This window comes from Pseudomonas beijingensis (assembly GCF_030687295.1).
Classification (GTDB): domain Bacteria; phylum Pseudomonadota; class Gammaproteobacteria; order Pseudomonadales; family Pseudomonadaceae; genus Aquipseudomonas; species Aquipseudomonas beijingensis.
Map to the genome: position 1 here is coordinate 3,567,876 of NZ_CP117425.1, position 12,000 is coordinate 3,579,875.

Annotated in this window: 12 protein-coding genes and 1 pseudogene; 6 read left to right on the forward strand and 7 right to left on the reverse strand. The window is 59.8% G+C overall.

The genetic code is table 11. The features are described from left to right. The first annotated feature begins 141 nt into the window (after window positions 1-141). On the forward strand, window positions 142-909 hold the full coding sequence (locus tag PSH84_RS16215; RefSeq protein ID WP_305481367.1) for an EAL domain-containing protein: 768 nt from the start codon (window positions 142-144) through the stop codon (window positions 907-909). A gap of 144 nt (window positions 910-1,053) precedes the next feature. Here the strand turns inward: PSH84_RS16215 and PSH84_RS16220 are convergent, their stop codons facing one another. Then, on the reverse strand, window positions 1,054-1,827 hold the full coding sequence (locus PSH84_RS16220) for an SDR family oxidoreductase (protein WP_305470566.1): 774 nt from the start codon (window positions 1,825-1,827) through the stop codon (window positions 1,054-1,056). A gap of 117 nt (window positions 1,828-1,944) precedes the next feature. Here PSH84_RS16220 and PSH84_RS16225 point away from each other — a divergent pair, with 117 nt between their 5' ends. Further along, on the forward strand, window positions 1,945-2,868 hold the full coding sequence (locus PSH84_RS16225) for a LysR substrate-binding domain-containing protein (protein ID WP_305481368.1): 924 nt from the start codon (window positions 1,945-1,947) through the stop codon (window positions 2,866-2,868). A 43-nt stretch (window positions 2,869-2,911) separates the two neighbouring features. Here the strand turns inward: PSH84_RS16225 and PSH84_RS16230 are convergent, their stop codons facing one another. The 3 genes from PSH84_RS16230 to PSH84_RS16240 form a co-directional block, all read right to left on the reverse strand. After that, window positions 2,912-3,295, reverse strand: a complete 384-nt coding sequence (locus PSH84_RS16230; RefSeq protein ID WP_305483176.1) for a GMC oxidoreductase — start codon at window positions 3,293-3,295, stop codon at window positions 2,912-2,914. Next, a complete protein-coding gene (locus PSH84_RS16235) occupies window positions 3,180-4,472 on the reverse strand; it encodes a GMC family oxidoreductase (RefSeq protein ID WP_305481369.1) in 1,293 nt (430 codons plus the stop codon). Before PSH84_RS16235 ends, PSH84_RS16230 begins: the two co-directional genes overlap by 116 nt. Window positions 4,473-4,637: 165 nt before the next feature. Then, window positions 4,638-5,399: an alpha/beta hydrolase gene (locus PSH84_RS16240; protein ID WP_122568297.1), complete on the reverse strand. Its 762-nt coding sequence runs from the start codon at window positions 5,397-5,399 to the stop codon at window positions 4,638-4,640. A 114-nt stretch (window positions 5,400-5,513) separates the two neighbouring features. Here PSH84_RS16240 and PSH84_RS16245 point away from each other — a divergent pair, with 114 nt between their 5' ends. Next, the gene (locus tag PSH84_RS16245; protein ID WP_305470568.1) at window positions 5,514-6,947 is read left to right on the forward strand and encodes an HD domain-containing phosphohydrolase; all 1,434 of its coding nucleotides are present in this window, start codon (window positions 5,514-5,516) and stop codon (window positions 6,945-6,947) included. Between the two features lie 99 nt (window positions 6,948-7,046). Here PSH84_RS16245 and PSH84_RS16250 read toward each other — a convergent pair whose 3' ends face one another. Next, the gene (locus tag PSH84_RS16250) at window positions 7,047-7,364 is read right to left on the reverse strand and encodes a hypothetical protein (RefSeq protein WP_305470569.1); all 318 of its coding nucleotides are present in this window, start codon (window positions 7,362-7,364) and stop codon (window positions 7,047-7,049) included. A gap of 84 nt (window positions 7,365-7,448) precedes the next feature. Next, window positions 7,449-8,344, reverse strand: a pseudogene (locus tag PSH84_RS16255) (LysR family transcriptional regulator). A 95-nt stretch (window positions 8,345-8,439) separates the two neighbouring features. Between PSH84_RS16255 and PSH84_RS16260 the strand changes: the two are divergent. Next, the gene (locus tag PSH84_RS16260; protein ID WP_305470571.1) at window positions 8,440-9,606 is read left to right on the forward strand and encodes an MFS transporter; all 1,167 of its coding nucleotides are present in this window, start codon (window positions 8,440-8,442) and stop codon (window positions 9,604-9,606) included. A gap of 127 nt (window positions 9,607-9,733) precedes the next feature. On the opposite strand, the gene PSH84_RS16265 is transcribed toward PSH84_RS16260, so the two are convergent. Further along, the gene (locus tag PSH84_RS16265; RefSeq protein ID WP_305470572.1) at window positions 9,734-10,192 is read right to left on the reverse strand and encodes a winged helix-turn-helix transcriptional regulator; all 459 of its coding nucleotides are present in this window, start codon (window positions 10,190-10,192) and stop codon (window positions 9,734-9,736) included. Window positions 10,193-10,288: 96 nt separating this feature from the next. Here PSH84_RS16265 and PSH84_RS16270 point away from each other — a divergent pair, with 96 nt between their 5' ends. Together PSH84_RS16270 and PSH84_RS16275 are read left to right on the forward strand one after the other, a co-directional pair. Then, window positions 10,289-11,245, forward strand: coding sequence for an aromatic alcohol reductase (locus PSH84_RS16270; RefSeq protein WP_305470573.1), 957 nt, complete (start codon window positions 10,289-10,291; stop codon window positions 11,243-11,245). 64 nt (window positions 11,246-11,309) lie between these two features. Next, on the forward strand, window positions 11,310-11,939 hold the full coding sequence (locus tag PSH84_RS16275) for a LysE family translocator (RefSeq protein ID WP_305470574.1): 630 nt from the start codon (window positions 11,310-11,312) through the stop codon (window positions 11,937-11,939). The last annotated feature ends 61 nt before the right edge of the window (window positions 11,940-12,000 follow it).

Here is a 12,000-nt window from a genome sequence, read left to right on the forward strand (position 1 = left end):
ACATGTCGCACCGATCAAGGTGAACGGTGGGGGACCGGCCGATAACGCTTCAAAAACTTCGGCCTGTGCCGACTCAGGTGGTGTCGGCTACAGTTCCTTGTAACCGCAGGAATGTATCACCACCGCCACGGAATATTGCTCATGACGAAACGCCCTCCGTTCCAATCGCTCGGCTGCGCCGAATGCCGCAACCATGATGCGCTGGGGTTTGAATTCACCATGGCCTTCCAGCCTATTTTCAACGTTCGGACACACGCTGCGTTTGCTTATGAGGCGTTGGTCAGAGGTATCAATGGCGAGTCGGCGGGCTACATCCTGGGGCTCGTGAACGACAGCAACCGCTACCGATTCGACCAGGCCTGCCGGGTGAAAGCCATCGAGGAAGCCGCAAGGCTGGGCCTGCTGGATATTCCCGATTGCTTGCTGAGCATTAATTTCCTGCCCAACGCCGTATACCGGCCAGAGACGTGCATCCGGGCCACCCTGGAAGCGGCGCGCTTGACCCATTTCCCGCCAGAAAGGCTCATGTTCGAAGTGACCGAAGGCGAGAAGGTGGTCGACCCTGAACACCTCAAATCGATTTTCGTGGAGTACGAGCGCCAGGGTTTCGTTACCGCCGTCGACGACTTTGGCGCGGGCTATTCGGGTCTTAACCTGCTGGCCATGTTCCAACCCCAGGTACTGAAGATTGACATGGCACTGACCCGAGGCATCGATCGAGACACGGTCAAACAAGCGATCGTCGAAGGCATCATCCTGGTCGCCAGGCGCTTGGGTATCCTGGTCATCGCCGAAGGTGTCGAGACCCGTGAAGAAAGCTCGACGCTTCTAGGCATGGGGATCGAGCTGATGCAGGGGTATTTGTATGCAAGGCCCGAGGTTGGTCATCTCCCAGCTGGGGTGTTTTGACTTGGGTTGATGTGTCCAAGCCTTTCAATCATGTTTCCTGATGGGTGGATTGATTAGATGGACGCCCCAGTAAATGAAAACGTAAACGACGATGGTGTTATCGGGGCTTTTGGGGCGGACAGCCGAAACGCCCCACACCTCTCATCAAGCCGTTGGAATGGTGCCGCCATCAATAACAAATTCGCTGCCCGTGATGGATGCTGCGCGAGGCGAAGCCAGGAAGGCAATGAGGTTCGCCACTTCTGCAGGTTTCGAAGGGCGGCCGAGTGGAATACCGCCTAACGCGTTCATGATCATCTGCTTGCCGCCTTCGTAGTCGGTGCCTGCTTCTTTCGCCAGGCGCTCGGCGAAGGCAACCGACGCCTCGGTTTCAACCCAGCCCGGCGATACTCGAATAACACGCACGCCTTTTGGCGAGACCTCCTTCGACAGGCTTTTGCTGTAGGTCGAAAGCGCGGCCTTGGCAGCCGCGTAAGCGGTCGTTGCTTCAGGCAGCGGCAGCCGGTTCTGAATGGATGTCACGTGGATGATGACGCCCTCGTTGCGTTCGAGCATGTTCGGCAACAAGGCACGGTCGATGCGCACGGCTGGAAACAGGTTCAGATCGAGCTCGCGTTGCCAGTGCTCCTCGTCCAGTGCAGCAAAGCCGCCACCCGGCGCCGATGAGCCACCCAGTACGTGGATGATGATGTCGACGTCGCCCAATATTCGCTTGGTCGCGGCCACCAAGGTCTCACAACCTTCCCGAGTCGACAGGTCAGCCGGAATGCATAAGTCTGGCGGCATTTCGATGTTTGCCTGGCGAGCCGAGGTCAGCACTTTTGCGCCTTCGTCGAGCAGCAGCTCAACCACCGCTTTGCCGACACCCTTGGTGCCGCCGGTAACCAGAATGCGCTTGCCTTTCAAATCAAGATTCATGGCGTAATTTCCATCTCTGACGGTGAGTTGATGACACCCAATGATCTTGCCGTCCACGGGATAGTTTGCTCAACTGGCATAAACGTAATGACTAATCCCGATAATCAGGACAATCAAATGCCGGATCTTCGTGTAGGGCTTAACGAGTTGGAGGCGGTGACGGCCGTGGCGCGCCGGGCCTCGTTTCGACAAGCCGCTATCGACTTGAGTGTTTCGACGACTGCGTTGAGCAATACCATCGCCAAGGTGGAGTCGAACCTTGAAACGCGGCTGTTCAACCGCACCACACGCAGCGTGTCGCTCACCGAGGCCGGCAGGCTGTACATGGAGCAAGTCGGGCCGGCGCTACAGGATGTTCGCGCGGCGCTCGAGGCGGTGCGCTCGCAGAATGTCGGACCTTCGGGAGTCTTGCGCATCAATGCCTTTGCCAGTGCCGCGCGTACGACCCTGATGCCGCTGATTCTGGAGTTTTCGCGGCGTTACCCTAAGGTGCACATCGATCTGGTTACCGAAGGGCGCTTGGTGGATATCGTCGCTGACGGCTTCGACCTCGGTGTGCGGTCTGCCAATCTGGTACCCAGCGACATGATTGTCGTCCCGCTGGGCCGACCGCAACGTTATGCCATCGTGGGCTCGCCAGCGTACTTCGAGGTGCACGGCCAACCTCGGACGCCAGCCGATCTACTCACTCATCACTGCTTGCGGATCCGCCTGCCCAACGGTGCCATTTTTCCTTGGCATCTGGAACGCGACGGGGAGGTCATCAGGCTGGATGTTAACGGGCAATTCACGCTGGACGAGCCTGGCCTTGCCAAGGCGGTAGTTGGGGCCGCCGTGGCCCTCGGTTTTTTCATGGAACAGGACGTTCAAGCCGAAATCGAGAACGGAGAGTTTGAGCGGGTGCTGGAGGATTGGACACCCGCTCGAGACAACTTGTGTTTGTATTACCCGAACCGGCGTAACCCTTCGGCGGCGCTCAAGGCGTTTACCGACTTGGCCCGTGCCAACATTCAACCCTTGGCAGCAGGAAACAGCCCTTAGCAGCTTGTTCGCACGAACGGAGTCACGGGCGCATGCATGAAGCTCATAGGTCGTAAGTGGCCCGTATAGCCTCCACGGCCCGCTCGCCGATCACGACGCACGGGGCCATCGTATTGCCGCTCGTGACATGGGGCATGATGGACGCATCGGCAATGCGCAGGCCCTGGATTCCGTGGACGCGCAATTGACCATCAACCACGGACATCGCGTCCTGGCCCATTTTTGCCGTACCGCATTGGTGCCAGTAAGTGACGGCAGCGTTGCGCGCGTAGTGTTCGAGCGACTGGGTGTCCAGGTTTCCAGGCAGGCTTTCACGTTTCACCAAGCCCTTGAAGGGGGCCTGCGCGCCCAGTTCCTGGACAAAACGGATGTTCTCCAGCGCGTTGCGCCGGTCGGTGGGATGCGACAGCGTGTTGGGTTGAATGATGGGGGGCATCCGTCACATTCGGGCCGCTGAGCTTGACCCATCCGCGACTTTCCGGGTGGGCAAGGCCGGCGAACATTGTCCAGCCATGTGCAGGCACGCCAAGTGAGGCGGTCTCTGCGCTGGGTACTGGAAATTCGACCTGGCAGTGGAACATGTCCGGGAGATGCAAAGCACTTTCGCTGCTCCAGTACAGCGTCGCCTCCGAGCCGCCGTAACCCACCGGTTGTGGCGTCGCGTATTCGAAAATAACCGCAAAGGACACGTGATCTTGATGATTGGCGCCGACGCCGGGGAGATGCTGGAGGACCGGAATACCATGGCGCTGCAATTCCTCCTCCGGTCCCACGCCTGATTGCATCAGGACCTTGGGCGTGTTGACCGCCCCCAACGAAAGAATGACTTCGTGATCGGCGTAAAAGCACTCGATCTGCCCATTTTTTATGGTTTGTACGCCGATGGCGCGTTGGTCCCTGAAGAGCACGCGACTGACAAGCGTATCAGTCAGGACCGTGAGGTTGGGCTGACCAGAGCGTGGAGCGACGTAGGCGCGGTAAATGGAATTACGCCGGCCGTCCTTGACGATGAGGTCGTTCAAGGCCGCACCTCCGCGGCCTTCCATCATGGCGCCGTTCGGGTTCTCGAAAGCCGGTATACCCATGCCGGCAGCCGCACTGATCATGGCGTTGGCAATCGGTTGGGCGTCTCGCACAGGCGCGACATGAACCGGTCCGCCCCTGCCGCGACGCACCGGATCGCCGGTGCCCCGATAGTCTTCCACGCGTTGATAAATCTTCAGGACCGACGCGTAGTTCCACGCAGGATCACCACTGAGCGCTGCGAAATCTTCCCAATCGTTTTTATGGCCGCGGGCCCACAACATGACATTGACGCTGGACCCACCGCCCAATCCGCGGCCCATATTCAGCGGGATTTTCCTGTCGTTGAGATGAGGGTTTGCGGCACCCACGAAGTTCCAATCGCGCTCGGTGCCAAGGTTCAGGGGCCAGTTCCCCGGCTCCAGCACGTGGGGGTGATCATCGCTGCCTCCGGCCTCGATGAGTAATACTTCAACCTCGGGATTTTCGGCCAGCCGTCCCGCCACGACGGAGCCGGCGGTGCCTGCTCCACAGACGATAAAATCATAATGGTGCTTTTGCTGCTCGGAATTCATGGGCATTGAGCGGGTTTCCTTGGACGGTGTGGTATTGCTCGCCTGATGCGATGACTGCTGCGAGGGAAGTGCGTTGCATCCGAGCTTCCGGCCACCCTGTCCTGAAACCGGTGGCAATCCATTCAGATGCAGCAGCGCTTCCCTCGATCCCGGCGCAGAAGGGGCCTGGAATCACTGGCTCTTCTGGACCGCCTGGATGATGACTTTTGCGACATCTGCCGGACGAGATTGTTGTGGCACGTGGCTGGCTTCGATTTCGGTGACCTTGGCACCGATCTTCTTGGCAAAAGCGCGCTGCAGATCAGGCTGGATCATCCGGTCTTCCTTGGCCACAACGTACCAGGTTGGCTTGCCTTTCCAGGCGGCGACGCTGGTTTTGTCATCGAAGGCCGAGGCCCGGATCGGCCCTTGCGTCGCCGCCATTACCGCGGTTTGCTCTGGGGAAAGATCCTGGGCAAAACCGGTGGCCATGCCCTCGGTGGTCATGTACAGGAAACCGTTTTTGTCGGCGGCGATGTCTTTCACGCCGGACGGGGCAGGGTAGTCCTTGCCCAAGTCTTTACTGGCTTGACCGGCATCCGGAGCGAACGCGGCGACGTACACCAGGCTGCGTACTTTCTTGTCGGTGCCAGCCTCGCTGATGACAGTACCGCCCCAGGAGTGGCCGACCAATACGACGTCGTTCTCCTGGTTGTTCAGCACACGCTGCGTGGCGGCGACATCGTCCGCCAGCGAGGTCAACGGATTTTGCACCACGGTGACCTTGATGCCTTCCGCCTGCAGCAGCGGGACGACCTTGCCCCAGTCGGATCCGTCGGCGAAAGCGCCATGGACGATGACAACAGAGGGTTGCTGCGCTGCGGCATGGACCGCGCCGCCGAACAATGAACAGGTCATGGCGAGTGTGAGGGCAAGGGCCTTGGGTTTGAACATGATGCGATCTCCTGTATGGGGTGAGCGCAGTTTCAGCGATACTCGGCGGCTGAGGTATCGGTCATTTATCCGAGGCCATCAACAATGTTCAATCGGATACCCGGAGGAAACGACATGTCAGCAGGTGACTGTATCGAATTGGAAGACGCCATCCTGGCGTTGTCCATGGTGGGCGACCTGAGCATGGGCCAGCCGTTCGATCAGTCGCGCCGCACCGCCCGATTGGTGCAGATGCTCGCGCAGGCGTGCAATGGCGCTGGCGAGCACACCGAGATCGGACGCCAGGTGGCCTTGTTGCGCTGGTCAGGCTGCACCGCCAATGCCGAGGGCTTCACCCGACTGCTGGGCGATGACGTCGAGGGCCGCAACGCGATGCTGACGCAAACCCTTAGCGCGGCGGGCCAGCGAGCGATGCGCAGGTCCACGCCGCTGGCGCAGATTCATTGTGAGGTGTCCGGTGATATCGCTCATACCTTGGGCTTGAGCACCGAAGTCGAACACGGGCTGCGTCATGTGTTTGAGCAATACGACGGCGAGGGACGGCCGTCCGGCCTGCGTCATCCGCAGGTGCCGGAAGTGGTTTACCAAGTGTTGCTCGCCGGTGATCTGGAAATCCTGTCCCGCAGTCACGGTCTGGAAGTGGCATTGCAATGGATCGCCAGCAAGCGTGATCGACGCTATCCAGCAGCGCTCGCCGCCCAAATGCTGCAACACGCCGAAGATTGGCTCGCTCAACTGCGCACGCCACATGTTGCTGCGTCGCGGCACACCGCACCATCGGTGCCACTGACCCTTGTCAGCGATGTGATCGATCTCAAGCTGCCATGGCTGTCGGGGTATTCGCGACGTTCTTCGGAATTAGTCCAAGAGGCCGCCAGGCTTTCGGGGTTGCCAGAGGCATCCGTAGACCATCTCGGCCAAGCGGCGCTGATCCATGGCCTTGGCCGCGCAGCAGTGCCCAATCGAGTCTGGAATGCCCCGGGTGCGTTATTGGAAGGCGATCTTGAGCAAGTGCGGTTGGTGCCTTACTGGACGTCGCGGGCCTGTAGCCAGATACCGGCGCTGGCAGTGTCGGGCCAGATAGCGGCCCATGCCTACGAGCGACTGGATGGCAGTGGTTACTTCCGCAGTCTCCATGGTGACGCGCTGCAAAGCGAACATCGCTTGCTGGCCGCGGCCCTGGCTTGGCAAGCGTTGCTGAGCGAGCGGCCGTGGCGGCCAGCCTTCAGTCAGGACGATGCCGCCCGCTTGTTACTGGACGAGGCGGACCAGGGGCGCTTTGATCGACGAGCCTGTCAGGCGGTCATCGCGGCGGCGCGCGGGGACACGATGACAACTGCCTGCAGGCCAAGCGGTGGTCTGCTTTCCGAGCGTGAAACCGAAATTCTACGGTGTATCAGCACAGGAGGAAGCAACAAGGAAGTGGCGCGTCAGCTAGGCATCAGTCCGAGCACGGTCCGCACCCATGTGGAGAACGTGTTCCGAAAACTTCAATGCACCACCCGTGCGGCGGCGACCCTCAAAGCCCTGACGCTGGGGTTGATTTGAGGTTGAGTCGAATAAGTTTTTTGGCGCCCAGGCATGGTTGTCGGGCGCGGTGGGAGGTGGCGAATCCAATTACATCGAGCTTGTGGACTAGCGGGCTGGTCAGAATTTAATCAACCTGAAGCGATAGACCACGACCAGCACCGTTGGCCAGAACAGTGTATTTGCAATGTCATGGAGACTCGCGCCCCACCGCCAATATCCCAGGCTTGCCTTATCATCCATCAGATCAGATAGCTCGATGAGGCTCGCCCCCGCCAATACCACCAGCCAACTGCTGAAGGCACCCAGGGATTTTCGAGTGGTGTAGCTGGCAGCGATCAGCAATGCCAGACCTACATAGATATGCAAAGCATCCCTCGAGAGGCCGGTGGCTGAAATGATTCCAAGCTTGAGTGATTGCAGCGTGGAAGTGTCCATTGAATGTTTCCCGGTTTCCTGTGCTTAAGTCCACGATAGTTAGCCGCGGTTTTATAGTCTGAAGCCACGCTCGGCTAACAACCCTCACATCCGATGCTGCTCCAGCAGAAAGTCCACGAACACTCGCACCCGCGCCGGCATCGCCGAGCCACCTACGAACACCGCATGAATCGGCTCCCGGTCTCCGGGGTTCCATTCTTCCAGCAGCGGTATCAGGTCGCCGCGCTGCAGGTCCTCGGCGACGGTGAAATCGCCGATACGCGCGATGCCCGCGCCTACCCGTGCGAGTTGTGCCAGCGCCTCACCACTGCTGCATTCGATGTTGCCGCTGACCTTCAGGGAAAACGCTCTGCCGTCGCGAGTGAACGGCCAGTTGGGTTCGGCGCGACGGAAATTGAAGCGCAGGCAGTTGTGCCGTAGCAGGTCTTCCGGTTCCAGGGGGTGTGCCATGGCGCTCTAGATACTCGGGCGAGGCCACCACCACCTGGCCGGTGTCGCCAATCCTGCGCGCGGTCAGTGGGCTGTCGGGCAAATGGCCAAAGCGTACCGCCACGTCGGCCTGGCCGCCGAGAATGTCGACGACTTCGTCGCCGAGGGTGAGGTCGACGACAATGTTCGGGTAACGGGCGCTGAAGGCGGCCACCAGAGGAACGATGGTCTGCCGCCCATGACCAAGGGGCGGCACTGACCCGCAACCGGCCCTTGGGCACGCCCTGGTCGGCGACAGCTTCTTCGACCTCGGCCATGTCAGCCAGGATACGCCGGGCGCCGCGAAGGTAAGCCTCGCCCTCGGCGGTGAGGGTGATCGATCGAGTGGTACGCAACAGCAGGCGGGTGCCAAGACGTTGTTCGGTACGCGCGATGACCCGACTGACCGCCGAGGGGGTCAGCCCCAGTGCACGCGCGGCGGCCGACAAGCTGCCTTCCTGCGCTACCGTGGCGAACATAGTCATTTCACCGGATCTGCCGTTGAAGTCCATTTGTGCTCCTTGCGCAAAGGTGATTGCCAGAAATGCTATCTACCGCCAGGAAAGGCTGGATCGTAGCATCTGCGGCATAGATAAGGAGCCTTCCAATGCGTATCAATCCACCACTTGTCGCACTCGCCATGGGTGCCTTTGGCATCGGCGTCACCGAGTTCGCCCCCATGGGCATGTTGCCGGGCATCGCTGCGGATCTCGGCGTTTCCATTCCAGCCGCAGGCCTGTTGGTCAGTGCTTACGCTCTTGGCGTACTGCTCGGCGCGCCGCTGATGACCCTGACCACCGGCAGGATTCCCCGGCGCTATCTGTTGATCGGACTCATGGCGATTTTCACACTGGGTAATCTGATGTCAGCGCTGGCGACCGATTACTACAGCCTTATGGTCGCCAGGGTGGTGACCTCACTGAATCACGGTGCGTTCTTTGGCGTTGGCGCCATCGTCGCCGCCAGCGTGGTCGCCCCGCAGAAACGGGCCGGGGCGGTCGCGGCCATGTTCATGGGCCTGACCCTGGCGACCATCGGCGGCGTGCCGCTGGCCGCCTGGTTTGGCGAACTGTTCGGCTGGCGCAGCGCATTCTGGGGGATTACCGGCCTGGGGGTAGTGGCCATGGCCGCGTTGTGGTTCGCCCTGCCCAACGTGCCGACGCCGCAAAGCATCGGTGTGTTGGCCGAAATTCGGGTACTGGGCCGTGGACCGGTGTTGGGGGCGCTGGCCCTGACCGTCGTCGGCTCAGGTGCGATGTTCACCGTTTTCACTTATATCGTCCCGATCCTGAGCAGTGAGACGCATGCCTCCGCCACTTTCATCACGGCCATGCTGGTGCTGTTCGGGGTGGGGCTGACGCTGGGCAATATGTGGGGCGGCAAGGCGGCGGATCGCTCGATAGACCACACCCTGATCGTTTCGCTGAGCGTGTTGATTCTCGTCTTGCTGGCGTTCACCGTATTGATGCGCTGGCCGCTACCGGCTGCGGTGGCCATCTTGATCTGGGGGATCGCCAGTTTTGCCTTGGTACCTCCATTGCAAATGCGCGTGATGGAAGCCGCCAAGGACGCGCCTAATCTGGCCTCGGCAGTGAACATAGGGGCCTTCAACTTTGGCAACGCGATTGGCGCGGCGCTGGGCGGCGCGGTGATCAACGCGGGGTTGGGTTACCCGGCGATTGCCCTGGCCGGAGCGGCAATGGCTGGCTTGGGGTTGCTGATGGTGCTGGCTTTTGCCTGGCGTTCCAGAGTGGTTGTGGCTGCGGCGTTGTGACGGTGGCGCGAATGCAAGTGGGGCTGCGAATGAGGTTGATCGACTGCGCCCGCATCAATGGATGCGGGCCTGACTGACGCACGGTGAGCTGGACGGACGCTTCAAGACGCTCTTGTACCGCTAACGATTAATCAGGCGCTTCTGGATCTCTTGGCATTGACGTGGGGATTTGCCATGAAGGTTTTTTACCCTCCTGACTGTCGAAAGTGCATCGCGCCTTGCGGAAGTCGTCGACGTTTTCGACGACCCAGGTCCAAATAGGGGACATACGGATCAACAACTCCATGCCCAGTGGCGTCAGCTCGTATTCAACGCGGGGCGGAATTTCACCAAACTCTCGCCGAATCAGGAGACCATCACGCTCCAGGGACCGTAGCGTCTTCGTCAACATTCGCTGAGTCACACCCGTCATCTGCCTTTTTATCTCGGCATGGCGCATCTTACCGTACACGCCCAAGGCATGAAGAATGCCCAATGACCAGCGGCTACCCGCGTGAGCGAGGACTTCCCGTCTGACGCCATCATCATCTTCTCTAAGCGTTTGGCAGATGGCTTCTGCCTGACTAAGAGTTTCATGATCGGTCATTTCTCCCCCTGGTATCACACGTGTGCCTTCTTACGAGCGCTGCTGAATCGTGCAAGCATTTGCTCATCCTACAGGTAACAGGTCTCAGGAGACATCATGACCGAAGTGACCCAGCTTTCCCCCCAATCCATTCTCGTTCTAGGCGCCGGTGAACTTGGCCTTCCTGTCTTGCGCAATCTTGCGCGGGTGGCAACGCGTGCGCCCGGCTCCAAAATCAGCGTCCTGCTCAGGGATTCGACCATTAACACTCAGGTGCCTGAGAAAAAGGCAGAAATCGATGAGCTTCGTAGCCTGGGCATCCACATGGTCGCGGCAGACCTGGTGAGTGATTCAATCGATCAGCTCGCTGAGGTCTTCTCGCGATTCGATACCGTAATAGGCTGCGCAGGCATGGTTGCGGGGCGAGAAACCCCGATGAAGTTGGCTACGGCAGCGCTCAAGTCCGGTGTGAAGCGCTACTTCCCATGGCAGTTTGGCGTCGATTTCGAGGTGATTGGTCGGGGCAGTCCCCAGGATCTGTTCGATGCCCAGCTCGATGTGCGCGAGCTGCTTCGCGCCCAAGACAAAACTGAATGGGTCATCATTTCGACGGGTATGTTCACCAGCTTCCTGTTCGAGCCGGTATTTGAGGTGGTTGACTTCGAAAACGACACAGTGAACGCCCTGGGCAGTCTTGAGAACAGCGTGACGCTCACGACACCCGACGACATCGGTACGCTGACGGCGGAAATCGTTTTTTTCGAACCTCGCTTGCGCAATCAAATCGTCTACCTTTCTGGCGACACTGTGACGTATGGGCAGGTTGCGGGCCTCCTTGAACGTGTTTTGGGGCGTCCATTCAAACGTAACGTGTGGACTGTTCCGTACCTGATCCAGGAGCTGGAAAAAGACCCCACTCATCACATCAAAAAGTACCGCGCTGTGTTCGCCCAAGGCAGAGGCGTGGCGTGGCCGAAAGTTGGCACGTTCAACGAGCGGCAGTCGATTCAAGTCACCACCGCCGAGCAGTGGGCTCGGAATAACCTCGGCCGACGGGCTACGCAGAACGTTTGACCAAACGCCAAGTGGCTCACTAGAGTGGATAACCGTACGGCTGCCGACTGCCATGGACATCCACATGAGCGACTTCTCCCTGCTGCTTGCCTTCATCGCTGCTGCGTCAGTGCTCACGGTTACTCCCGGCGTGGACACCGCCATGGTGCTTCGCGCTACAGCGACCGGGGGGCGACGTTCGGCGGCGATGGCGTCTATCGGTATCGTGCTCGGGTGTCTGGTGTGGGGCGCCGCGGTGTCACTGGGGCTCGGTGCCCTGTTGCAAGCTTCGGAGTGGGCTTACCTTGCGCTGAAAATTGTCGGCGCCGCTTATCTCGTCTGGCTGGGTGTCAAACTGCTGCTGCGACCTCGGACAACGCTGCAAGGGCAGGGGAGCGAGAACGTGGCTGCCTCTGCGCGTGACGCCTTTGTTCGCGGTTTATTGACTAATCTGCTGAACCCCAAGATAGGTGTCTTCTACATCACGTTCCTCCCGCAGTTTGTCCCCAGTGGCGTGAGCGTGGCCAGTTACTCCTTCTTCCTTGCGGCGTTACACGTGCTGTTGACGCTGGCCTGGTTCGGCATTCTGGTGGCGGCGACGGTGCCACTGAGCAATTTCCTGAAGCGCCCGGCAGCCTTGAAGGCGCTGGATCGACTCACAGGTGGCGTTTTTGTCGCGTTTGGGCTCAAGTTGGCGGTTTCCAATCCGGCTTGAGCCTCACCGCGCCAAGGATGAAGCGCAAATGCCGTAAGGCACTTGCCAATCCCCTGACGTT